18 protein-coding genes and 1 pseudogene are annotated in these 24414 nt (G+C 62.5%); 17 read left to right on the top strand and 2 right to left on the bottom strand.

What is annotated here, in order from left to right; genetic code table 11:
• The first annotated feature begins 5 nt into the window (after nt 1-5).
• The 3 genes from J2Y86_RS05785 to J2Y86_RS05775 all read left to right on the top strand — a co-directional run bounded on the left by J2Y86_RS05785 (nt 6) and on the right by J2Y86_RS05775 (nt 7353).
• Entirely contained in the window at nt 6-3911 is a 3906-nt protein-coding gene (locus J2Y86_RS05785; protein ID WP_253428766.1) for a beta strand repeat-containing protein, read from the top strand.
• Nucleotides 3912-3919: 8 nt separating this feature from the next.
• Complete coding sequence (locus J2Y86_RS05780; protein ID WP_253428765.1) at nt 3920-5440, top strand: argininosuccinate lyase; 1521 nt, start codon at nt 3920-3922, stop codon at nt 5438-5440.
• A 71-nt stretch (nt 5441-5511) separates the two neighbouring features.
• Nucleotides 5512-7353: a peptide transporter gene (locus J2Y86_RS05775; protein WP_253428764.1), complete on the top strand. Its 1842-nt coding sequence runs from the start codon at nt 5512-5514 to the stop codon at nt 7351-7353.
• A 6-nt stretch (nt 7354-7359) separates the two neighbouring features.
• On the opposite strand, the gene J2Y86_RS05770 is transcribed toward J2Y86_RS05775, so the two are convergent.
• Nucleotides 7360-8601, bottom strand: coding sequence for a cation:dicarboxylate symporter family transporter (locus J2Y86_RS05770; protein ID WP_253428763.1), 1242 nt, complete (start codon nt 8599-8601; stop codon nt 7360-7362).
• 173 nt (nt 8602-8774) lie between these two features.
• Between J2Y86_RS05770 and J2Y86_RS05765 the strand changes: the two genes are divergently transcribed.
• The 14 genes from J2Y86_RS05765 to J2Y86_RS05695 all read left to right on the top strand — a co-directional run bounded on the left by J2Y86_RS05765 (nt 8775) and on the right by J2Y86_RS05695 (nt 23936).
• Nucleotides 8775-9713, top strand: coding sequence for a LysR family transcriptional regulator (locus tag J2Y86_RS05765; protein WP_253428762.1), 939 nt, complete (start codon nt 8775-8777; stop codon nt 9711-9713).
• A gap of 88 nt (nt 9714-9801) precedes the next feature.
• Nucleotides 9802-10002 (top strand): YbdD/YjiX family protein, encoded by a 201-nt coding sequence (locus J2Y86_RS05760; RefSeq protein WP_253428761.1) that lies wholly within the window; start codon nt 9802-9804, stop codon nt 10000-10002.
• A 275-nt stretch (nt 10003-10277) separates the two neighbouring features.
• Nucleotides 10278-11069 (top strand): enoyl-CoA hydratase/isomerase family protein, encoded by a 792-nt coding sequence (locus tag J2Y86_RS05755; protein ID WP_253428760.1) that lies wholly within the window; start codon nt 10278-10280, stop codon nt 11067-11069.
• Between the two features lie 19 nt (nt 11070-11088).
• A complete protein-coding gene (locus J2Y86_RS05750; protein ID WP_253428759.1) occupies nt 11089-12249 on the top strand; it encodes an acyl-CoA dehydrogenase family protein in 1161 nt (386 codons plus the stop codon).
• An 18-nt stretch (nt 12250-12267) separates the two neighbouring features.
• Nucleotides 12268-14355 carry an acetate--CoA ligase family protein gene (locus J2Y86_RS05745; RefSeq protein WP_253428758.1) on the top strand — a complete coding sequence of 696 codons (2088 nt, stop codon included), beginning with the start codon at nt 12268-12270 and terminating at the stop codon, nt 14353-14355.
• Between the two features lie 32 nt (nt 14356-14387).
• On the top strand, nt 14388-15089 hold the full coding sequence (locus J2Y86_RS05740) for an NAD(P)H-dependent oxidoreductase (RefSeq protein WP_253428757.1): 702 nt from the start codon (nt 14388-14390) through the stop codon (nt 15087-15089).
• 48 nt (nt 15090-15137) lie between these two features.
• On the top strand, nt 15138-15773 hold the full coding sequence (locus J2Y86_RS05735) for a TetR family transcriptional regulator C-terminal domain-containing protein (protein WP_253428756.1): 636 nt from the start codon (nt 15138-15140) through the stop codon (nt 15771-15773).
• An 87-nt stretch (nt 15774-15860) separates the two neighbouring features.
• The gene (locus tag J2Y86_RS05730) at nt 15861-16559 is read left to right on the top strand and encodes a winged helix-turn-helix domain-containing protein (RefSeq protein ID WP_367399725.1); all 699 of its coding nucleotides are present in this window, start codon (nt 15861-15863) and stop codon (nt 16557-16559) included.
• Between the two features lie 177 nt (nt 16560-16736).
• A complete protein-coding gene (locus J2Y86_RS05725) occupies nt 16737-18371 on the top strand; it encodes a 5-guanidino-2-oxopentanoate decarboxylase (protein WP_253428754.1) in 1635 nt (544 codons plus the stop codon).
• 177 nt (nt 18372-18548) lie between these two features.
• Entirely contained in the window at nt 18549-20552 is a 2004-nt protein-coding gene (locus tag J2Y86_RS30165) for an aminotransferase class I/II-fold pyridoxal phosphate-dependent enzyme (protein ID WP_301308658.1), read from the top strand.
• A gap of 27 nt (nt 20553-20579) precedes the next feature.
• The gene (locus J2Y86_RS05710) at nt 20580-21362 is read left to right on the top strand and encodes a transporter substrate-binding domain-containing protein (protein WP_253428753.1); all 783 of its coding nucleotides are present in this window, start codon (nt 20580-20582) and stop codon (nt 21360-21362) included.
• 148 nt (nt 21363-21510) lie between these two features.
• Nucleotides 21511-22224: an ABC transporter permease gene (locus tag J2Y86_RS05705; protein ID WP_253428752.1), complete on the top strand. Its 714-nt coding sequence runs from the start codon at nt 21511-21513 to the stop codon at nt 22222-22224.
• A 5-nt stretch (nt 22225-22229) separates the two neighbouring features.
• Nucleotides 22230-22928 (top strand): ABC transporter permease, encoded by a 699-nt coding sequence (locus tag J2Y86_RS05700; RefSeq protein ID WP_253428751.1) that lies wholly within the window; start codon nt 22230-22232, stop codon nt 22926-22928.
• A complete protein-coding gene (locus tag J2Y86_RS05695; protein ID WP_253428750.1) occupies nt 22929-23936 on the top strand; it encodes a DMT family transporter in 1008 nt (335 codons plus the stop codon). It abuts the gene before it with no gap.
• On the opposite strand, the pseudogene J2Y86_RS05690 reads toward J2Y86_RS05695, so the two are convergent.
• Nucleotides 23892-24320 (bottom strand): annotated as a pseudogene (locus J2Y86_RS05690) (TetR family transcriptional regulator C-terminal domain-containing protein); the annotation flags it as partial. The gene J2Y86_RS05695 and the pseudogene J2Y86_RS05690 sit on opposite strands and share 45 nt — an antisense overlap.
• Nucleotides 24321-24414: the final 94 nt, after the last annotated feature.

The following is a 24414-nucleotide window of genomic DNA, read 5'->3' as shown; positions in this document are numbered from 1 at the left end:
AGGCTGTGAGCAACGTTCGAACCCACCGCATCAGTCGCCAGGCGCTACCGCGTCTCAAACCCCTCAGCCATGCCGTGCTCTGTGTGATTTACAGCCTTGCGCCGCTGCCGGCGCTGGCACTGGACAGCAACGCGCTGCCCACCAACGGCCAGGTGGTTGCCGGTAGCGCCACCGTCAACAGCAACGGCAACGTGATGACCGTGAATCAGGGCAGCGACCGGGCGATCATCAACTGGAACACCTTCAATATCGGCAGTGGCGCCCAGGTCAATTTTCACCAGCCGGGCAGTTCATCGGTCGCCCTGAATCGGGTGACCGGCAGCGACGGCTCGCAGATTCTCGGCCAGTTGAACGCCAACGGTCAGGTGTTTCTGATCAACCCGTCCGGGGTGTTGTTTGGTGCGGGCTCGATGGTCAACGTTGGCGGGCTGGTGGCCAGTTCGCTGGATATTTCCAACAGCGATTTTCTCGCCGGGCGCAACGTGTTCTCCGGCAAAAGCCAGGGCGCGGTCATCAACCAAGGGGTGATCACGGCGGGAGACGGCGGCAGCGTCGCGCTGCTCGGTGCCCAGGTGCGCAATGAAGGCACCGTGGTCGCCCGACTGGGCTCGGTCGTGCTGGGTGGCGGCGAGAAGATCACCCTCGACCTCAACGGCGACGGCTTGATCAACCTCGAAGTCAACGACCCGGCGGTGGGCGCCAGCGTGGTCAACCGCGGGCTATTGCAAGCCAACGGTGGCCTGGTGGCGCTCAGCGCGCGGGATTCCCAGGCGATGCTCAGCAATGTGGTGAACAACGAGGGGGTGATCGAAGCGCGCAGCCTGCAGCAACGCAACGGTCGCATCGTGCTCGATGGCGGCAGTCACGGCGTGGTGGCCAACAGCGGTACCCTCGACGTGTCCGGGCGCAACAGTGGCGAGCGCGGCGGCAACGTTAGCATGACCGGGGAGTATGTCGGTCTGTTCGACAGTGGCCGAATCAATGCCGACGGCGATGTCGCGGGCGGCACCGTGCTGCTGGGTGGCGACTATCAGGGCAGCAACGGCGTTCACCAGGCAACGTCCACCTACATGGGCCGCGATGCGCGCATCAGCGCCGATGCCTTGAGCAACGGCAATGGCGGCAAAGTCATTCTCTGGTCGCTGGACAGCACGCAGTTCCACGGCGGCATCAGCGTCAAAGGTGCCGGCAGACAGGGGCGGGGCGGGTTGGTGGAAACCTCAGGGCACGCGCTGGATGTCACCGGTATCGTCGACCTCAGCGCGGTGTCGGGCCAGGGCGGTACCTGGCTGATTGACCCGTTCAACATCAACATCACCGCGCCCGCCAGTGCCGGCGGCGCCACCAGCACCAGTCCGTTCACGTCCAGTGGCGCCAGCAGTTCCAACCTCAGCTCGGCAGTGCTCAACGCGTCGTTGTCCGAAGGGGCGAACGTCATTGTACAAACGACCTCGGTGGGCGGGACTTCCGGCGACATCAACGTGCTGGACAACGTCCGCGGGGTCGGCAACGCGACCCTGACGTTGCAGGCTCACCGCAACATCGTGATGACCAACACCAGCATCAGCAACGGTACGGGCAAGACCCTCAACGTGTCGCTGTACTCGAACTTCAACAACAGCGGCAACGGCTCGGTGGCGCTGAGCAATGCGACCCTCAGCACCAACGGCGGCAACCTGACCATCAGCGGCGCGGTGCAGCCGAACCAGTCTTACGCCAGCACCAACGTCAGCAACGGCAACGGCATTTCCCTGAGCAACGGCACGCGCATCACCACCAGCGGAGGCAACGTCGTCCTGCGCGGCGCCACGTCCGCCACCCTGGCGGCAGGTTCCACGGCAACGGCGGTGAACATCCGTGGCAGCAGCATCGACGCCGGTGGCGGCAACATCAGCATCACCGCGCTGCAAGCGAGCACCAGCGGGACCGGCGACGCCTTCGTCCTGACCGCAGGCAGCAGTTTGCTGACCACGGGCATCGGATCGATCACGGTCGACAGTACCAACCTGGGCAGCGGCAACGCGACACGGATCTTCAGCACCAACAACAGCATCGCCGCCACCGGTTCCGGCGATGTGACACTGCGCGGCACGGCGGCTTCCGGCTATGGCGTGCTGGTCTGCGCGACGGCGGCGTCGTCTTCGCAGAGCCTGACGGTCGGCACCGGAAGGCTCACGGTGCAGGGCAATAGCGACACCGGCAGGGGTGTGTACCTGGCCGCTTCGGGCGATGGCGCCGTCAACCTGGGTTCGGCACAGGGCGGTGACATTGTGCTGAACGGCCATAGCAACGGCAGCTACGGCACGATCCTCAATTCGACCGGTGCCACCTCATCGATCAACCTCGCTACCGACGGCGACATCACCCTGACCGGGACCACCGAAGGCGGCACCACACCGGCTTTGGCACTGATCGCATCGGGCAGCGGCACCGCCGCGACACCCGGCGCGGGGATCAACATCGCCAGCACCGGCGGTGATGTCCTGCTCAAGGCCAACCACAACACCGTGAGCACTGCGAGCGGCTCGTTCAAGGCATTGTCGCTGGACGCCAGCGGTGATTATTCGACGATTCGTGTCGCGACCCGCAGCGGCAACCTGACGCTGGATGGCACCAGCGTTTCCGGGCGCGGCGTCGATATTGCGCCGTCGGGCGCCAACGCCGCCATTGACCTGTCGACCACCAGCGGTGACATCAACATCAGCGGCAACAGCACGACGGCCTCCGGTGGCTATGGGATTTTCTTCAACTCCACGGGCAATTCCAGAGGCGTCAACGTCGCCAGCGATTCCGGCAACATCACCTTGCGCGGCGATTCAGTGGGCACCTCGGATGCCATCGCCCTGGGCGGCAGCACCGGCAACGGCGTTTCCAGCAACCGCATCACCTCCCAGGGCGGCGACATCACCCTGATCGGCAACTTCCACTCGCCCAACAGCGCCGAGCTGGACCACGGTATCGCCATCCTTGCCGTCAACAACATCCTGAAAACCAGCGGTGACGGCAACCTGACCCTGATCGGCAATGCCACCGATTTCGGCAGCGGGATCGAGATCTACGGCAACGGCAAGGCGCAGCTCAGCGTTGAAAACGGTGCGTTGAGCATCAATGGCAGCAGCGGCGCGGGCGACGGCATTGGTCTGCTGACCGGGCAAAACGTGATCCAGGCCACGGGCACCGGCTCGGTCACCCTCGAGGGACAATCCCGGGGCGGCGTCGGCCTCAATATTTATCCGTCGGGCAATAGCAGTTCGCTGACGCTGTCGACCGTCAGCGGCGATCTGTCCCTGACCGGCACCAGCGCCGCCACCTCGTCCGAGGCCGGCCTGAGCATTCGCAGCGGCGCCTCGGGGCCGGGCAACGGAGTAAGGATTGTTTCCGACAGCGGCGACATTCGCCTGGTGGGCACCGCGCAAGGCAGCGGCGACGGGATTGCGTTCAGCGCTTCCAATGCCAACGGCTACAACCGCGTGACCACGGGCGGCGACGGCAACCTGACCCTGATCGGCAGAAGTGCCGGCGGGGCGGCCTTGAGCTTCGACGACGGCAATAACAGCCTGCAGGTCGTTGACGGTTTGTTGCTGGTGGATGTCGACACGCCAACCGGCCAATTCATCACCCACACTGATGACACCACCAGCCTGTCGGCCAGCGGTGACGGCGCCGTGGTGATTTCACGGGGCGGACTGATCAACAGCAGCCTGTTCGACAGCGCAATCGCACCGACCACCCAGTACCTGCACATGCAGATGGCGAACAGCGCCTGGAGCCAACCCCTGACACCCGATTACCACCTCACCGCCATGGGCAGCGTTGCCGACCAGGTGGACATCAAGGTCGCGCCATGGTCCACCGTCGCTGCCGCTGGCACGTCGGGTCCCCGTTCTTCCAGTCAAACCGAGCGAGAGTAACCACCCCAATGAACCACTCCCAATCCCCGCTGCGCCTGGCGATCCACTTCGCACTGTTGCCGCTGGCACTGAGCATGTCCCTGGGCAACGTCCAGGCTGCCGAGAAGAAAGAAGTCCATGACTATTTTTACTACCTGGGCGAAATGAACAAGGCGTCCACGGTGATGGTCATCGAAAACAACATCGTGCCAAAAGATCTGGGCAAGAAGATCGTGTCGGCGGTCGATCAGGTGATCAAGGACGGCGACAAGCCCGGCGCCGAGCGCCCGGCGGATTACCTGGACTACGAGCCGCTGATTCTGAAACTGGCCGGCCCCGATGGTTCGCGCATGCATTCGGGCCGTAGCCGCCAGGACATCCTGTCCACCACGCGCCGGCTGATGCAGCGCGAGCGCGCGCTGAACCTGCTGGACTCGATGAACAAATCCCGGGCCGCGTTCATCGATCTGGCGCAAAACCATATCGACACCATCGTCCCGGCCTACACCAACGGCGTGCAAGCGCAACCGACGACTTACGCCCACTACCTGCTGGGGTTCACCGCCGTGTTCGAGCGCGACACCACACGGCTGCAACAGGCGTATGCGCGCCTCAACCTGAGCCCGTTGGGCAGCGCGGCGCTCGGGACGTCGAGTTTCCCGGTGGACCGCAAACGCCTGTCGGACCTGCTGGGTTTCGACGCACCGGTTGAAAACTCCTATGACGCCACGCAACTGGCGGCCCTCGACACTGGCATGGAGCTGACCGGCGTGTGCAGCAATGCCGCGCAGACCATCGGCCTGTTGGTGCAGGACATGCACATCCAGTATCACCAGCCCTATCCGTGGATCATGATCCAGGAAGGCCATCTGACCGGAACCAGCAGCATCATGCCGCAGAAGCGCAATCCCTACGTGCTCAACCGCTTGCGCCTGCAAGCCAGCGACGTGGTGGGCGGGGCGGTCACGTTCGAGTTCGAAGGCCATAACGTTTCGTCGGGCATGCCGGACTACAAGCGTGATCAGGTCGAGAAAACCCTTGATCAGACCACCCAGGCGTTCGACTTGATGACCGATATGCTGGGCAACCTGATCATCGACAAGAAGCGCGCTTTGCAGGAAGTCGACGCGGACTACTCGACCACCACCGAACTGGCCGATACGCTGCAACGCGAGTCTGATGTACCGTTCCGCGTCGGCCATCACTTCGCATCCGATCTGGTCACCTATGGGCGCCAGAACAAGATCAAGCCGGCCGACATTCCGTTCGATCAGGTGCGGGTGATCTACGGCAAGGCGCTGGAAGCGTTCAACCTGCAAGGCGCACAGTTCCCGCTGACCGAGGCCCGGTTCCGCGAGGCCCTGACGGCGCAGAACATGGTCAGTGCCAGCAAAGGGCTGGGCGGACCGCAGCGGGCCGAAGTCGAGCGGATGCTGGCCGAGGAAAAACTGCGCCTCAAGGGTGATCAGGACTGGCTGACCCAGCAGCGGCAGAAGCTGGCGCAGGCGCAGAATCACCTCGACAGCACGTTTTACGCATTGGGCCGTTGAGGGGTAATGGGCCTGACCCGTGTCGATCGGGCCCATGATCGTCGAAGTCCATTCTCACTCTGGCGTTTGCTATGTCCGATCAAGTGTTTTCCCTCGAGCAGTTCGAGTACCGCTGTTACACCCATGATCACGAGGCGGCTGCCCAGGATCTGGTGCGGCTGCTGCAACTGATCGACCGCCACTACGGCAAATTGTCCGAACAATTCTCCTTGTCCGTGTCGCCGGCGATTACCGCCGGCGAGCTGGAACATCACGTATTGACGCGCCTGACCAGCGCCATCACGGCGCTGTTTTCCGACCCCGGGTTTCGCATCAGTCCCGACGGTTTCGGCCAATTGATCAACCTGCAACGCTGGCTGTCGTCGCTGTTCGCGGCCAGCGCCTTCGTCAATTGCGACCACATCCTGCGCTCGTTGAACCTGCTGGGGCACGACGCCAACGACTACCGGCTCGCGGAACAGGATCTGGTGAAGTTCTGCATCCTTTACTCTCCGGAGTCCGAGCTGCCGCTGGATGTCGAGTTGCTGTGGGCGCGTAACCCGGCGCTGGCCGCCGCGCTGTTCATGGCGCTGCTGTCGCCGCGATTCCTCGGCACGCCGGCCGCGCATTCCAAGCGCGAGGCGTTACTGGCCTGGTTGCCCGATCGCCTGGACCAGCTCGACAGCCTCGACGCGCTGCCGATCAGCGTGTTGCATGACGTGTACATGCATTGCAGTTATGCCGACCTGCCGCAACGGCACCGGATCAAGGCATCGATCAACCGTCTGATCGAGCGCAAGCTGGACAGTGTCGGCATCCAGCCACTGCCGCTGCACCGGGGTGCGGTCGACAACGCATCGCAAAAACCGTTGATGCTGGTGCTGGTGGAGTGGTTTTCCGGCGGGCACTCGATCTACCGCACTCACTCGCGCACCCTGGAGGCGGCGCGGCGTGATTTCCACGTGGTGGGCGTCGGCTACGGGGCCAATGTCGATGACCTGGGACGCGCGGTATTCGACGAGTTTGTCGAGTTCGCCGAGCCTGACGATCTGTTCGCCTGCCTGCGCCAGTTGCGTGACCTCGCGGCGGCGCGAAAAGCACAAGTGTTCTACATGCCCAGCGTCGGCATGTTCCAGATCACGCTGTTCGCCAGCAATCTACGGATGGCGCCGCTGCAAGTGGCGGCGCTCGGGCACCCGGCGACCACCGCTTCACGCCATATCGATTGCATCAGTGTCGAGGATGATTTTGTCGGTGATCCGGAGTGTTTCACCGAGCGGCTGCTGCGCTTGCCCGCCGATGGCCAGCCTTATCGCCCATCAGCGCTTGCGGTGAATCTGCCACGCGTGGCGCGCGACGACGGGCCGGTGGTCAATGTCGCCGTGGCGGCGACCACGATGAAACTCAATCCGGGCTTTCTGGCGAGCTGCCAGGCCATCGCCGTGCAGACCTTGAATCAGTCCGGGAAACGCGTGCATTTCCACTTTCTCGTTGGCCAGGCCCAGGGCTTGTTGTACCCGCAACTGGTGCGCCTGATTGAACGCTACGTGCGCGATGCCACGGTGTATCCGCACCAGCCTTATCAGGATTACATGGCGATTCTCAACCGCTGCGACCTGTTTCTCAGCCCGTTTCCGTTCGGTAATACCAACGGCATTATCGACGCGTTGACGGTGGGGTTGCCGGGCGTGTGCAAGACCGGTCCGCAGGTGTTCGAGCACATCGACGAGGGCTTGTTCCGGCGCGTCGGGCTGCCGTCATGGACCATTGCGCCGACCCGCGAAGCCTACATTCAGGCGGCGGTGCGCATGGCCTCCAGCCATGAAGAACGGTCCGCGTTGTATCGGCATCTGGCCACCGATGAGCCGTTGCGCACCCTGTTTTCCGGGCGGCCGCAGGCGTTGAGCGAGGCGTTGCTCAACGAGCTGGGTTGAGGTTTTTCAGCGACCCAGTTCCTGTTGCAAGCGTTCCCGGTCGATGGCTTTTTCCCAGTGGGCAATGGCGAGGCACGCCACGGCGTTGCCGATCAGGTTGGTCAGTGAGCGGCATTTCATCAGCCGCTCGATGCTCAACAGCAACGCGACGCCCTCCAGCGGCACGATCTGCAGGGCACTGAGGGTCACTGCCAGGGTGATGAACGACGAACCCGCCACAGCACTGGCCCCTTTGGAGGTCAGCATGGCGATCATCAGGAAGGTGATGAGCTGGCCGGTGTTCATGTCGATGTGCGCGGCCTGGGCGATAAACAGGGCGCACACCGCCAGGTAGATGTTGGTGCCGTTGAGATTCAGCGCGTTTCCGGCGGGCAGGACCAGGCGCACGATACTGTGTGCGCAACCCAGGCGTTCCATCTTGACGATCAGCGAGGGCAGGGCGGCGATCGATGAGGTGGTGAGCAATACCACCAGCAACTCTTCCTTGATGTAGCGCAGCAGGCTCGACAAACGCACCCCGGCGATCCGGGTCACGCAACTGAACACGATCACAATGAACAGCGCGCTGGCCAGGTACAGGGTCAACACCAGTTTCGCCAAGGGCAGCATCGACGACAGGCCGTAGCGGCCGACGGTGTAGGCCAGCGTGGCGAAAGCGGCCAGCGGCGCCAGTTTCAGGATCATCGCCATGATGTTGAACATCAGCTGCGCGAGGACATCGATGCCCTTGCGTATCGGGGCGCCATCCTCACCGCAGCGTGCCAGGGCCATGCCGAACAGAATGGCCAGAAACAACACCTGCAGAGTATTGCCACCCTGCATGAAGGCATCGACAAACGTGGTGGGAATGACGCTCAGTACAAATCCGCTGACGTTGAACGAATCATGGAGGCTGCCTGGCAGGTGCTGAGCTGTTGCAGTGTCCAGCGTTGCCAGACCTGCACCGGGTTGCAGCCACAGCGCCGCGGCCATTCCGGCCAGGAGGGAGAACAGCGCGAGAACTTCAAAGTAGATCACGACCTTGCCGCCGATGCGTGCGGACTGGCGGTGGTCATGCAGGCTGGCGATACCCGACACCACCAGCACGAAGACCACCAGGGAGATGTTCATGCTGATCAGTTTGACGAAGCCGTCACCGAGGGGCTTGAGGATGACCGCCAGGTGCGGTTGCGCATACCCCAGCGCCAGGCCGAAAAGCATGGCGGCCAGCATCTGCATAACGCTGCTGTTGAAAAAACGGCCATGCATGGGGGGTTGAGGCTCCTCGCGACACGGGTCGCCAATGACCGCAGGGGGTTCGGCGCCAGATTTTTTTATGGCGTGCAGTGTAACGAGTTTTATCCGCCATCGGCGTCGTTTTGTCGGGTGCAATCCACGCCCCTATACTGCGCCTCCCTACTTACCTTCATGTTCAGGGCCCTATGGAACTCCGACACCTGCGTTATTTCCTGATGGTTGCCGAGGAGCAGCATTTCACTCGGGCCGCCGTCCGCCTGAACATGCAGCAGCCGCCGCTCAGCCAGCAGATCCGTGCGCTGGAAAGCGAGTTGGGGTTCGACCTGTTCCGGCGTCACCCCAAGGGCGTTGACCTGACCCCCGGCGGGGTGATTTTCCTGCAGGAGGCGCGGGACATTCTCAATCGCGTCGAAGACGCTGCACGGCGTTCAGCCAAGGCGGCCCAGGGCTACGAAGGCGCGCTGTCGATCGGCTTCACCAGTTCGGCCGCCGCGCATCCGTTGATCCCCAGCATCATTCGCGCCTACCGCGAGGCGTATCCGGGCGTCAGCCTGTTGCTGAACGAAGGCAGTGCCCGGGAGCTGACCGACGATCTGGTTCAACGCAAGCTCGACATCGGTATCCTTCGCGCCCCCGTGGGCCAGCCGCAGGACATGACGTTCTATCAGTTGCTCGAAGAAGACATGTTGCTGGTACTGCCGGTGGGGCATCCGCTGTTGGGCCGTTCGCGTAAACAGAAGGGGGATGGCGAGGTGCCGATGCCCGTCATATCGATCAAGCACCTGGCGGACGAGCCGTTCATCCTCGTGCGACGCAGCGGTGCCACGGGTATGTATTCGAAGCTGATCGAGGCCTGTGAGAACGCAGGCTTCACGCCGAAAATCGCTTTCGAAGTCGAACGAATGCTCACCAACATCAGTCTGGTGGCGGCCGGTGCCGGCGTTTCCGTGGTGCCGGCGTCGATGAACGGGTTTCATCGTGAGTCCGTGGTGTATTGCCGCCTCAACGCCCGACCACGGCTGGTCGCGCCGATTACCCTGATCTGTCGGGGGGAGGAGGAGGGGCCGGTCCTGAGTAACTTTATCAATCTGGCAAAACGCATCGCGCAGAGCCGGGCTACGTGAACATACAAATCATCCGGTCGCGGACACATTGCAGATACATGAGTGCGGTTTCATTGGACCGTCCCCACACCACAAAGAGACTTCTGCCATGTTCCGTAAACTGCAGCATGCCGCCAAGCTCCTCAGCCAAAGCACGCGCCTGATGGTGGGCGTTCCGGATTACGACAACTACGTGGCGCAGATGGCGCTGAATCATCCCGGCGAGCCGGTCATGAGTTATTCGGCGTTCTTTCGCGAACGTCAGGAAGCGCGCTACGGCAAGCGCAGCTGCACGACGCGGTGCTGCTGAACGCCGGTTGATCGGCGGGCAACAAAAAGCCCCGTCCTCTTCGAGAGGGCGGGGCTTTTTGCTTTTTGGGACGGCCGGGAGTTGTTCGAAGATGTAACAGCTTCAGGGGATCCATTGCCTTTTTTCAGAAATTTTATATTTAAATCAAACAATTAGCGGGTTGTAGCGACGATGTCTAAACGGTTTTGAAAGGATTGCCCTGTTACTGAACACTTGTTTAGTATCGTCAGCAGTTCGTACCTCCAGTCCAACTATAAGAACGACGAGGACCTTTCATGACTTCGCAACCGTCACTGCTCAGCCGGGTTGAAAACGGCATCGCCTGGATCACCCTCAACCGCACCGAGCAACGCAACGCGCTGGACATTCCCACCCTCAAGGCCTTGATCGATCTGCTCGACGGCCATGAAGCCGACCCGGCGATACGGGTGCTGGTGCTGACCGGCAACGGCAAAGGTTTCTGCGCGGGCGCGGACGTGGCCGAATGGGCCGACGCCGAGCGCCGCGGCATTCTTGAAACCTACGGCTGGACCGAAACCGCCCACCAGTTGATGAATCGCCTGCACGGTTTCAGCAAACCCACCATTGCTGCCATCAACGGCATTGCTGTAGGCGCCGGGATGGACCTGACGTTGTGCTGCGACTTCCGACTCGCCGCGCAATCGGCACGGTTCAAGGCCGGTTACACCAGCATGGCTTACTCGCCGGACGCCGGCGCCAGTTGGCACCTGCCACGGTTGATCGGCCTCGAGCAGAGCAAACGCCTGCTGTTCCTCGACGAAATCTGGAGTGCCGACCGCGCGTTGGCCACCGGCTTGGTGAGCGAAGTGTGCGCCGATGAAGCGTTGATCACGCAAACCACCGAGCTGGCGACGCGGCTGGCCAGCGGCCCGACATTCGCCTTCGCCCAGACCAAGGTGCTGCTGCGCGACGGCGCCCGGCGCAGCCTGGCCGAGCAACTCGCGGCCGAACAGGCAGCGGGCTTGCTGTGTGGTCGCAGCCAGGACGGCACTGAAGCCCTCAGGGCCGCCGTGGAAAAACGCACGCCTCATTTCATCGGCCAGTAATCGAACCGCAGGTGCAACCATGAATTTTCAACTGACCCAAGAGCAGGACATGCTGGTTGAGTCCGTGCGCAGCTTCGTCGAAAGAGAACTGCTGCCCCACGAAGACGCCGTCGACCGCGCCGATGCCGTGCCGCCGGAACTGGCTGCGCAGATTCGCGCAAAGGCGATTGCCGCCGGTTTTTATGCGTTCAACATGCCCGAGGAAGTCGGCGGCGGAGGGCTCGATTACCTGTCACAGGCGTTGATCGAGCGTGAGCTGTCCAAGGTGTCCTGGGCGCTGCACGTGTTCGTCGCGCGTCCGTCGAAAATTCTCATGGCTTGCACGGGTGCGCAGATCGAGGACTACCTGCTGCCGTGTGTGCGCGGGGAAAAGGTCGATTGTTTCGCCCTTACCGAGCCGGGCGCCGGTTCCGACGCCAATGCGATCAAGACCCGCGCCGTGCGTGACGGCGATGATTTCGTGCTCAACGGCAGCAAGCATTTCATCAGCCACGCCGGCCATGCCGACTTCGCCATCGTGTTCGCGGTGACGGACACCTACGAGCACAACGGCCGCCAGCGCAACGCCGTGACGTCCTTCCTGGTCGACCGCGACACGCCGGGCATGACCATTCGCCGTGGCCCCAAATGCGTCAGTAACCGCGGTTACCACACCAGCGAAATCTTCTTCGACGACTGCCGCGTTCCAGCCTCCAAAGTGCTCGGTGAAGTCGGCAAGGGCTGGGACGTGGCCAACGCCTGGCTGACGGCCGGGCGGGTGATGGTCGCCGCCAATTGCGTCGGCCAGGCGCAACGGGCACTGGACGTGTCGCTGCAATGGGCGGCCGACCGCAAACAGTTCGGCCATGCCATCGGCACCTATCAGGGTATCTCGTTCAAACTCGCGGACATGGCCACCGAAATCCGTGCCGCCGAACTGCTGGCCCTGCACGCGGCCTGGAAAATGGATCAGGGCACCATGACCGACGGCGAGGCCGGCATGGCCAAGCTGTTCGCCAGTGAAGTGCTGGGCCGCGCGGCGGATCAGGCGGTGCAGATTTTCGGCGGCATGGGCCTGATGGACGAAAGCCCGGTGGAGCGCATCTGGCGCAACGCACGGATCGAGCGGATCTGGGAAGGCACTTCAGAGATCCAGCGCCACATCATTTCCCGCGAGTTGCTGCGGCCACTGCTGCGCTGATTGGCCAAGGAGAATCCCATGTCGATCAGAGACAACCTCAAGCGTCTGCTCGCGCCGCGTCATCTGGCGTTCGTCGGCGGGCGCAGCATGGCGCGGGCGCTCAAGCGCTGCGCCGACGGCGGTTTCCAAGGCCAGATGTGGCTGGTCAATCCGCAACATGCGAGCCTTGAAGGCGTTCCGTGCGTGGCGTCGATTGACGATTTGCCCTGTGGCCCGGACGGCGTTTTCATCGCCACCAACCGCGAGCTGACACTGAACTGCGTCGCCGAACTGGCCGCCAAAGGCGCGGGCGGTGCGATCTGTTATGCCTCCGGCTTCGCGGAAACCGGCGAGCAGGGGCTGGCGTTGCAGGAACAGCTGCTGCACGCCGCCGGCGACATGGCGCTGCTCGGTCCCAACTGTTATGGCTTGCTCGACTACCTGCACGGCGTCGCGTTGTGGCCGGTGGCCCATGGCGGCAAGGTGGTGGAGAAGGGCGTCGCGATCCTGACCCAGAGCGGCAATTTCGCCTACAACCTGTCCATGAGCGATCGCTCGCTGCCGTTGGCCTACATGGCGTCGGTGGGCAATCAGGCGCAACTGGGCGTGGCCGAGTTGATGGACGTGCTGCTCGACGAGCCACGGGTGACCGCTATCGGCTTGCACCTCGAAGGGCTGAAGAACGTGCCCGGTTTTGCCCGCGTCGCGCACAAGGCGCTGGAAAAAGGCATTCCGGTGATCGCGCTGAAAACCGGTGTGTCGCAGATCGGTGCCGAGCTGGCGTTGAGTCACACCAGTTCCCTGGCCGGTTCCGATGCGCTGTACGACAGTCTGTTCGAGCGCCTCGGCGTGATTCGCGTCAGCGGCCCGGTGAGTTTTGTCGAAACCCTGAAGGCCGCGGCTTGCGGCAACTTGCCGGCGGGGCCAAGCCTGATTGCATTGGCCTGCTCCGGTGGCGATGCGGGATTGATCGCCGACTACGCCGAACGCAATCACCTGACCTTGCCGAAACTGGACGACAGCCAGCGTGCGGAACTGGCTCAGGTTCTGCCGAGCTACGCCAATCTGGTCAATCCGCTGGATTTCACCACGGCCATCTGGGGCGACCGCGACGCCCTGGAAAAGATGCTCGAAACGGCCCTAAGCACACCGGCCGATGCGGCGCTGCTGGTGCTCGACTATCCCGCCGAATTCACCGGTGAGCGCAAAGAGTGCGATCTGCTGCTGGAGCTGTATTGCGACCTGCTGGAGCGTCACGGCAAGACCGGTTTTGTGAGCTCGGCGTTCCCCGAACTGCTCCCGGCCACAGCCCGTGAACGCCTGCATGCCCGGGGCGTGGCGGCGCTGCAAGGGATCGAGGATGGCCTGGCGGCCTGGTCACGCATCGCCCATTACCGCGCGCGCCGGGAAGCGTTGTTGGCCGACGGTGAATCGGCGCTGGCCCCGATCTGTCCGGCTGTCTCGGTGGCATCGGGGCGATTGCTCGATGAATGGCAATCGAAACAGGCCTTGCGCGCGTTCGGCCTGCCGTTGCCCGAAGCTCGCCTGTGCCGTCCCGAACAGGCGCTGGACGAGGCACGCAGCCTCGGTTATCCGCTGGTGCTCAAGGTCGTGAGTGCCGACCTGCCGCACAAAACCGAAGCCGGTGGCGTCGCCCTCAACCTGAAAGACGAGGCAGGGTTGAACGCCGCGCTCGACAGCATGCGCAGCAACCTGGCGCGGCATGCGCCGGGGCTGGCGTTCGATCAGGTCCTGCTCGAACGCATGGCGTCGCCGCCCCTGGCTGAACTGATCGTGGGGATCAAACGGGAAACCGGCTTCGGTCTGGCGCTGGTGATCGGCGCCGGCGGGATTCTGGTCGAGCTGCTCAAGGACAGTCGCAGCCTGTTGTTGCCGACCACCGATCAGGCCATTCACGAGGCGCTGCTGAGCCTGCGCTGTGCGCCCTTGCTCACCGGTTTTCGCGGCGGTCCGGCGGTGGATATGCCGACGTTGGTCCGGGCGATTCGGGCGGTGGCGGATTACGCCTGCGAGAACGCCGAGCGACTGCTGGAGCTGGACGTGAACCCTTTGCTGGTCAATGCCGAAGGCGCGGTGGCGGTGGATGCACTGATCCGCCTGGCCTGACCCTTTTAATCGATTGCTATAAGGCTGCCCAAATGAATGTACTGATTCTTCATGCCCATCCCGAGCCGCAGTCGTTTACAGCTGCGTTGCGCGATCAGGCGGTGCAGACCCTGGAGGCTCAGGGGCACGAAGTGCAGGTCTCCGACCTCTACGCGATGAACTGGAACCCTGTCGCCAGCGCCGAGGACTTCTCTGACCGGGATAACCCTGACTATCTGGTGTACGCACTCGAACAGCGTCTGGGCGTGAAGACCAAAAGTCTCGCCCCGGACATTCAGCAGGAGCTCGACAAGCTGTTGTGGGCCGACTTATTGATCCTCAATTTCCCGATCTACTGGTTCTCGATGCCGGCGATCCTGAAAGGCTGGATCGACCGGGTGCTGGTGTCCGGCGTCTGTTACGGCGGCAAGCGTTTCTACGATCAGGGCGGCCTCGCGGGGAAGAAAGCGCTGGTCACCGTGACGCTCGGCGGACGCGAGCACATGTTCGGCGACGGCGCGATTCATGGCCCGCTGGAAGACATGCTGCGACCCCTGTTGCGTGGCACGCTGGCGTACGTCGGACTCGACGTGTTGCCGCCGTTCGTGGCGTGGCATGTGCCGTACATCAGCGCCGAGGCCCGCGAGCAGTTTCTGGTGGATTACCGTCAGCGCCTGGACAACCTTGAGCAGGATTCGCCGCTGGTCTTCCCTCGTCTGGCGCAGTTCGACGAGGCGTTGTATCCCCTGCGCTGACGCAATGTTGTACCGTCAGCCATCGATATCGAAAAGGACAGGAGCACCATGGCCGAGGAAGCGCGTTTTTTGCGTATGGACCCCGAGTTGCGCAAGGCCAATCTGGTGGCCGCAACGCTGACGTGTCTGAAGAAGTACGGTTTTGTCGGCACCTCGATCCGCAAGATTTGCGCCGAGGCCGGCGTGTCGGTGGGGTTGATCAGTCATCACTACGCCGGCAAGGATGAGCTGGTGGCCGATGCCTATCTGCACATTACCGGGCAGGTGATGGGTTTGCTGCGCGAGTCGGTGGCGAGCGCGGGCGATGGCGCGCGACAACACCTGTCAGCGTTCTTCGAAGCGTCGTTTTCCCCGCGCATGCTCGACCCCGAACTGCTCGAAGCCTGGCTGGCGTTCTGGGGCGCGGTGAAAACCGCCGACGCGATCAACCGTGCGCACGATCATTCTTATGGCGAGTACCGAACCATCATGGGCGATGCCTTGAGGTTGCTGGCGCAGGAGGAGGGCTGGGAGGCGTTCGACAGCGGTCTGGCCGCGATCGGATTGAGCGCTTTGCTCGACGGTTTGTGGCTGGAATGCGGGCTCAACCCCAGCACGTTCACCCCGGCCCAGGGCGTGCAGATCTGCGAGGCATGGGTCGATGGCCTGCAAATGGGCGGGTATCAGCGGTTTAGTCAAACGTGACAGCGGCTTGTTGATCAACTGTTCAGTAGTCGCTAGAGTGCATTCACCGCTTCGCACAATTCCAAGAAAAGGAGCCAGGTCATGACGGTGATGCCGTGCGTGCTGATGGTGAGTGACGATCCGCTGAACCGGGAGCAATGGCGTGCTGCGCTGACCCCGCAAGGGTATGAGTTGCATTGCGCCGACACCGTCGATCAGGCCGAGGCTTGCCTGAATCGTTTCCCGGTCGGGCTGGTGTTGCTCGATGCGCAGTTGCCGGACGCCTTGACCCTGACGCGCCAATGGCGCGAGCGTTCGGAGGTCGGGATTATCCTGCTCGGCAATGACGCCGAGCGTCTCCCGGCGTTGGAGTGCGGCGCCGACGATTACCTGATTCAACCCTGGGTCCCACGGGAATTGATAGCACGCGCCCGCAACCTGTTGCGTCGGGTGCACCACGCCCAGCCGCTCGCACACCCCGATGCGCACCTCAAGCGTTTTGCCGACTGGACGCTCGACACCGACCGCCGTCGTCTGAAGGCCTGCGACGGGCGCGAAACCCTGCTCAGCCACGGCGAGTTCCAGTTGCTCAACGTGTTCATCCGCAACAGTGGCCACACCCTGAGCCGCGACCAGTTGATGGACCAGTTGCGCAACCGCGAATGGCTGCCCAACGACCGCTCCATCGATGTGCTGGTGGGACGTCTGCGCCGCAAGCTGCATGACGACCCGGCCGAACCGGAGCTGATCATCACCATTCATGGGGCAGGTTATCTGTTCACCGCCGGTGCATCGCTGGCGGCTTGAATGTTCGAAGATGTAACAGCTTTCTGTATTCGCCAGTTAAATCCTATGTAAAACAAATAGATATCTAGTGTTCGTGATGTGGTTTCACGAGGCGGGAAAGAGTTGCCTCACTGTTGAACGAGTGTTTAATATCGACGCAATCCTCCATCACTCCAAAACAATAAGACGAGGGCTGGCATGAGCTCACAATCGACCCCGCAACCTCCATCCTCGACCCTCACCGGCGGCCAGGCCCTGGTGCGATTGCTGGCGAATTACGGCGTCGACACCGTGTTCGGCATTCCCGGCGTGCACACCCTCGAGCTGTATCGCGGCTTGCCCGGCAGCGGCATCCGGCATGTGCTGACCCGCCACGAACAGGGCGCCGGGTTCATGGCTGACGGCTATGCCCGGGTCAGCGGCAAACCGGGCGTGTGCTTCATCATTACCGGCCCCGGCGTGACCAACGCGGCGACCGCCATCGGCCAGGCTTACGCCGACTCGATTCCGATGCTGGTGATTTCCAGCGTCAACCACACCGCCAGCCTCGGCAAAGGCTGGGGTTGCCTGCATGAAACCCAGGATCAACGGGCGATCACCGCCCCCATCACCGCGTTTTCGGCGGTGGCGTTGAGCACCGACGATTTGCCCGAACTGGTCGCCCGCGCCTTTGCCGTGTTCGACAGCGAACGGCCAAGGCCGGTGCACATTTCGGTGCCGCTGGATGTGCTGGCGGGCGCGATCAGCCGTGACTGGAGCGCCGACGTGGTGCGCCGTCCGGGCCGTGGTCTGCCGGAAGCCACAGCACTGGATGAAGCCGCCCGACGCCTGCAACACGCCAAGCGTCCGATGATTATTGCCGGCGGCGGGGCATTGGCGGCGGGTGCCGAGTTGCAAGCCTTGAGCGAACGCCTCGCCGCGCCACTGTTCACCAGTGTCGCCGGCAAAGGTCTGCTGGCACCGGACGCGCCGTTGAATGCCGGCTCCAGCCTGTGCGTTGAGCCCGGTTGGGACTTGATCGCGCAAGCGGACGTGGTGCTGGCCGTCGGCACCGAAATGGCCGACACCGATTACTGGCGCGAGCGCCTGCCGCTGAGCGGCGAGGTGATCCGGGTCGATATCGATTCGCGCAAGTTCAACGATTTCTATCCGTGTGCCGTCGCCTTGCACGGCGATGCCCGGCAAACCCTCGCCGCGTTACTGACGCGGGTGCCGGCCGAGGCACGGGATTCGACTGAAGCCGTGGCCGCGGTCGCCGGTTTGAAAGCCGCGATCCGAACCGGTCACGGTGAATTGCAAACGATCCATCAACGTATCCTGGACCGCATCACCGCCGCGATGCCCGCCGACACGTTCATCAGCAGCGACATGACCCAACTGGCCTACACCGGCAACTACGCGTTCGCCAGCCAGAATATCCGCAGCTGGTTGCATCCCACCGGCTACGGCACGTTGGGCTACGGCTTGCCCGCGGGGATCGGCGGGAAATTCGGCGCACCGCAACGGCCCGGCCTGGTGCTGGTGGGTGACGGCGGCTTTCTCTACACCGCGCAGGAACTGGCCACCGCCGTCGAAGAACTGGACAGCCCGCTGGTGGTGCTGCTCTGGAACAACGACGCATTGGGGCAGATTCGCGACGACATGCTCAGCCTCGATATCGAACCGGTGGGCGTGCTGCCGCGCAATCCGGATTTTGTACTGCTGGCCAAAGCGTTCGGCTGCACCGTGCACGAGCCGCAAAGCCTCGATCAACTGGAGCGCGATTTGCGCCGTGGTTTTGCCCATCCTGGCGTCACCCTGATCGAGCTCAAGCACGCCTGTGCTTGCCAATAAGACACGAGAAAACCCGTACTGAAAAACGGCTCGACTGTCGTGAAAACGACCTGTTTACGCTGAACGCGAACCCGGACGACTTTTCTATTGAACGACTGTTCAGCTTCGACTATGTTGGCTCCACCACCCCCGGTTGGTTGCGGGCTTGCGTTTCTTCCATTCGAACGAGGCACTGGCATGCGGTTTTCACCCTTTGTTGAGCGGATAGCAGGCGATGGCGTTGCCGCCTGGGATATTCACAACGCAGCGTTTGAAGCCAAGCGCCGGGGCGAGGATGTGATCATTCTCAGCGTCGGCGACCCGGATTTCCCCACCCCCGATTTCATCACCGATGCCGCGATCCACGCCTTGCGCGAGGGCGACACCCACTACACCGAGATCTCCGGTCGCCAGGCCTTGCGCGAAGCCATCGCCGACCGCTACGGCAAGCTGTTCGACCGTGAGCTGCAAGCCTCCAACGTGATCATCGTCGCTGGTGCACAGAACGCCCTGTTCGCCACCTCAATGTGCCTGCTCACTGCCGGCGATGAAGTGATCGCCCTCGACCCGATGTACGTGACCTACGAAGCGACACTCAAGGCTTCCGGAGCAACGCTGGTGCGCGTGCCTTGCTCGGCGGACGCCGGTTTCCGGCTCGATGCGGCGGTACTCGCCAAAGCCATCACCCCGAAAACCCGGGCGATTTTCTTCTCCAACCCGAACAACCCCACCGGCGTCGTGCTGACCCGCGAAGAGCTGCAAGGCATTGCCGACATCGCCATCGCCCACGACCTGTGGGTGGTGGTGGACGAGGTCTATGAGAGCCTAGCGTTCGAGCGCGAACACATCAGTCTGGCGGCCTTGCCCGGCATGGCGGAACGTTGCGTGGTGATCGGCAGCCTGTCGAAATCCCATGCCATGACCGGCTGGCGCACCGGCTGGATCGTCGCCGATCAGGCATTGGTAGCCCACGCCGAAACCCTGGTGCTGAGCATGCTTTACGGCTTGCCGGGGTTTGTCATGGAAGCCGCGCTGAAGGCGGTGCTGGCCCATGACGAAGTCACCCACGGCATGCGTGAAATCTACCGTCATCGCCGCGATCTGGTGGTGAACGGTTTGGCGGGTTGCCCGGGCATTTCCGTGCTCAATCCCGATGCCGGGATGTTCGTGCTGATCGACGTTCGCGAAACCGGACTGACCTCGCTGGAATTCGCCTGGCGCCTGCTGCGCGAGGCGGGCGTGTCGGTGCTGGATGCCGCCGCGTTCGGTGAGCCGGCGCAAGGTTTTGTAAGGCTCTCGTTCACCCTCGGTGAAGAACGGCTGGCCCAGGCCTGCCAGCGCATTCGCGATTTTGTCCTGGTGCTCAAAGGCGAAGCGCCGCGGCCGGTGATCGCCCGTGTTACCAGCAGCGCAGCCGCCGAACCGGTCGCGGCCAAGACCATGATCGAAGTCGAACGGCTGCACAAACGGTTCGGCAATATCGAGGTGCTCAAGGGCGTTTCGCTGACCGCCCGCGAAGGTGATGTGATCTCCTTGATCGGCGCCAGCGGCTCGGGCAAAAGTACCTTGCTGCGCTGCATCAACATGCTCGAAGTGCCGGACCAGGGGCGCATTCTGGTCGATGGCGAAAGCATTCACCTGAACCACTCACGCCCCGGCGCGCCGCTGGTGTCCGACGCCAAGCAACTGGTGCGAATCCGTTCGAGCCTGGGCATGGTGTTCCAGAACTTCAATCTCTGGCCCCATCGCACGGTGCTGGAAAACCTCATCGAAGCGCCGACCCAGGTCCTGCGTGAAAGCCGTGCTGAAGCCACTGAACGGGCCGAAGCCTTGCTGGAGCGCGTGGGGCTTGCGGCCAAACGCAACGAGTACCCGGCGTTTCTCTCCGGGGGACAGCAGCAACGGGTGGCCATCGCCCGCGCCTTGGCCATGCGGCCCAAAGTCATGCTGTTCGATGAACCCACCTCGGCACTCGACCCGGAACTGGTCGGCGAAGTGCTGCGGGTGATCCGCTCTCTCGCGGAAGAAGGCCGGACCATGATCCTGGTGACGCATGAAATGGCTTTCGCACGCGATGTGTCGTCCAAAGTCGCCTATTTGCATCAAGGGCTGATCGAGGAAACCGGCTCGCCGGATGAAGTGTTCGTACACCCACGCAGTGAACGTTGCCGGCAATTCGTCAACGCTCATCAAACTCGCTAACGCATCATAAAAAGACGGGAAAAAATCATGGGAAATCGACGTTTGGCAAACTGGTTGACCGGCGTGGCCTGCGTAATGCTGGCCGGCATGAGCGCGGCGCAAGCTCAGCCGATCAGGTTCGCGGTCGCGGCCGAACCGTATCCGCCGTACACCGAGAAACAGGCCAATGGTGAATGGAAGGGTTTCGAAGTCGACCTGATTCACAAGTTGTGCAGCGAAATGAAAGCGGAGTGCGAGATCAAGGAAGTGGCGTGGGACGGGATCATTCCGTCGCTGCTGGCGAAGAAGATCGACGTGATTTTTTCCTCCATGTCGGTGACCGAAGAACGCGAGAAACAGATCGCTTTCAGCAAGGCGTATTACGACTCGGTGATCGCGATTGTCGGGCCGAAAGACGCTTCGGTGAAAAAGTACCCGGATGACCTCAAGGGCAAGACCATCGGCGTGCAGAACTCGACGGTGAGCGCCAGCTATCTCAAGACCTACTACGAAAAAATTGCCGACGTGAAGTATTACGATACCCAGGATTCGGCCAACGCCGACCTGATTGCCGGTCGCATCGACCTGATGATGGCGGACGGCACGGCCATGGCGGCTTTCGTCAAGACGCCGGATGCCAAGGACCTGGCTTACCTCGGCGCAGTGCCGTATGACCCGATTTTCGGCAAGGGCGTGGGTGCTGGTCTGCGCAAGGATGACACTGAGCTCAAGGCCAAACTCGACAAGGCCATCGCCTCCTTGTTGGCCAGCAAGGACTATGACGACCTCTCCCAGCATTATTTCGGCACCAGCGTGAAACCGGCGTTCTGACCTGTACATAGATCCCTGTGGGAGCGGGCTTGCTCGCGAAGGCGGTGTGTCAGTCGACATCATTGCTGAATGTAAGACCGCCTTCGCGAGCAAGCCCGCTCCCACAAGGGATTGCGTCAGACAGTGATTGCGCTATCTGGAGAGAGAAATGCCAGCCATGTTCGAATTGATCAATTTCAGCGAAACGGGGTGGGGCGGTGCGCTGCTCAAAGGGCTGTGGATGACCCTGCAGATATCCGCTGGCGCCTTTGCACTCGGGCTGGCCATCGGGCTGGTCGTCGCCTGTCTCAAACTGAACGCGCCCCGGCCGATCGCCACGCTGATGCGCGGTTACACCACCTTGTTCCGCGCCGTTCCGGAATTGTTGCTGATCCTGTTGCTGTACTACGTCGGCTCCATGCTGATCAACTCGCTGATGACCGAACTGGGTTACGGCGTGGTCAATGTCAGCGGCCCGCTGGCGGCGATCGTGGTGCTGGGGCTGGTGCAAGGCGCCTACGCCTCGGAAATTTTCCGCGCGGCGATCCAGGCGATTCCGTTCGGCCAGATCGAAGCGGCGAGGGCGTTCGGCCTGAGCGGGTTCGGGCTGTTCCGGCGCGTCACGCTGCCGATCATGGCGCCGTATGCGATGGCAGGGATGGCCAACCTGTGGATCAACCTGATCAAGGACAGTGCGCTGATCAGCGTGGTCGGCACCAACGAGCTGTTGTACACCGCCAAGCAAGGCGCGGGTTCGACACGTCATTACTTGTTGTTCTACCTCACGGCCGCGGCGATGTATTACGCGGTGACGTTGGTGTCCAACTACCTGTCGGGACGGCTTGAGCGACGCATTCGTCGCTGGATGCCATTGGTCGAGTGATTGAAATGATTCCAGCGTGGATAGTTGAATACGCGGCGCTGTTGGGCCGAGGCCTGCAAACGACCATTACCCTGCTGTTGCTGTCCAGTGTGTTCGGTTTCCTGCTGGCCATCCTGGTGGCGCTGGCGCGGATCTCGAAATACAAAGTGATCGCCCGGGCCAGCCTGTTCTACACCAGCGTGTTTCGCGGCACACCGTTGCTGATCCAGATCTACATCTTCTATTACGGGCTCGGCAGTCTGTTTGCGCAGTTCCCGCTGATTCGCGGCAGCTTCCTCTGGCCCTATTTGCGTGACGGTTACTGGTACATCGTGTTTGCCCTGGTGGTGTCGATGGGCGCCTACGTCGGCGAAGTGATTCGCGGCGGCCTGCTGGCGGTGCCCAAAGGTGAAATAGAAGCGGCGTCGGCGTTTGGCATGACCTCGCGCCAGTCCCTGTTGCGCGTGCGGTTGCCCCGCGCCATGCGCTTGCTGTTGCCGACACTGGCCGGGGAGACCGTGATGTTGCTGAAGTCCACGGCGCTGGCGTCGACCATCGCGGTGATCGATCTGCTGGGCGCCGCCAACGTGGTCCGGGCGCAGACCCTGCAAGTGTACGAGCCGCTGCTGTTGGTGGCCGGTGTCTACGTTTGCCTGACCTTCCTGATCGAGGCGCTGTTTGCCTTCGTCGAACGGCGCGGGACACCCGTGCGCAGGTCGGTGTAAATGAATGCGCCACGGATCGTCGACCGCTCGTTGCAGGGCATTGGCCTGTGCACGTTGGGCTACGCGTTCCTGGCGTTGCAGGACGCCGGCATCAAATGGCTGGTTGCCGATTATTCGGTAGTCAGCATTCTGTTCTGGCGCAGCCTTGTCGTGGTCGTCGCTTGCTTGCTCGCCGGGCGTTTACGACTGGTGCAGCGCGCCTGGCGTTCACCGAGCCGACGCTTGCTGGTGGTGCGCGGTTTGCTGTCGATTGTGGCGTGGCTGCTGTATTACACGGCGGCCCGGGACCTGACGCTTGCGGAAATGACCACGCTGTATTTTTCCGCGCCGATCATGGTCACGGTGCTGGCGGCGGTGATCCTCAAGGAACGGGCCAGCGGCTGGCAATGGTTCAGCCTGGTGCTCGGCTTTATCGGCGTGATCATCGCCTGTCGCCCGAGCAACATGGCCGACCCGTTGCCGATCGTGCTGACGTTGCTGGCGGCGATGTGCTGGGCGTTCACCTACATCCAGTTGCGGCAGGTCGATGACCAGACGTCGGTGCTGGAGCAGATGCTGATCACCAACGTGGTGTTTGTCATCTGCATGACGGTCGCGTTGCCCTGGACTCACACCCCGGCGCCGACCCCGACCTGGCTGGGCATGCTCGGCGCCGGGCTGGTGGGCGGCATTGGTCAGTTCCTGCTGTTCGCCAGTTTCCAGCGCGCCACCGCGACCGTGCTGGCGCCGTTCGAGTACACCGGGCTGATCTGGGCGTTCCTGCTGTCGAGCCTGATCTGGGGCACGTTGATGGATGTGTCACTGATGATCGGTGCGGGTCTGATTGCGGTCAGCGGCACCCTGGCCATGATCTTCGGTCGGCATCCGTCACAGGACGTCGTCGGTGCTGAATGCTCCGTGACGCAGCCCCTTTACCCAGCAACGACTGATGTGCAGGCCGTTGGCGGGGCTGAAAGTCTCGGGGTTGAGGCACCACTCGAGCCAGAGTCCGTCGAGCATCGCCGATAAACCAATGGCGGCCAGGCGCGTGTCGTGGATCACGAAGCCTTCGCTGACGGCCAGGTCATCGAGCAGCGTGCGCAGCAGATCGAGGTAGTCGCGGTAGCTCTTTTCGTGGGACTGGCTGACGTAGTCCGAATGACGAATCAGGCTCCAGAACACCACCCAGACGCCGAGCAGTTTCGGGTCCATGACCCGGGGCGAAAACGAGCCGACGAGGAAGGTGTCCATTTTTTCCGCGGGTGTACCGACCTGCTGGATTTCCTGGAGCAGGGCAGCGGTCAATTCGCTGGCGAGCTTCTGGTAGGTGTCGGCGATCAGCGCATCGATGCTGCCGAAATGGTGATTGAGCAGGCCGACGGACACCCCGGCCTCGGTGGCGATACGACGCACGGAAATCCCGGCGTGGCCGTCGCGGGCCAGGCAACGCAGGGTGGCTTCCACCAGCAGTTCGCGACGTTCGTCAGGTTCAACGCGGCGGTATTTT

It is taken from the genome of Pseudomonas migulae, from assembly GCF_024169315.1.
GTDB classification, from domain to species: domain Bacteria; phylum Pseudomonadota; class Gammaproteobacteria; order Pseudomonadales; family Pseudomonadaceae; genus Aquipseudomonas; species Aquipseudomonas migulae_B.
The sequence above is the reverse complement of the archived record's forward strand: the minus strand, read 5'-3'. Positions and strand labels throughout refer to the sequence as shown.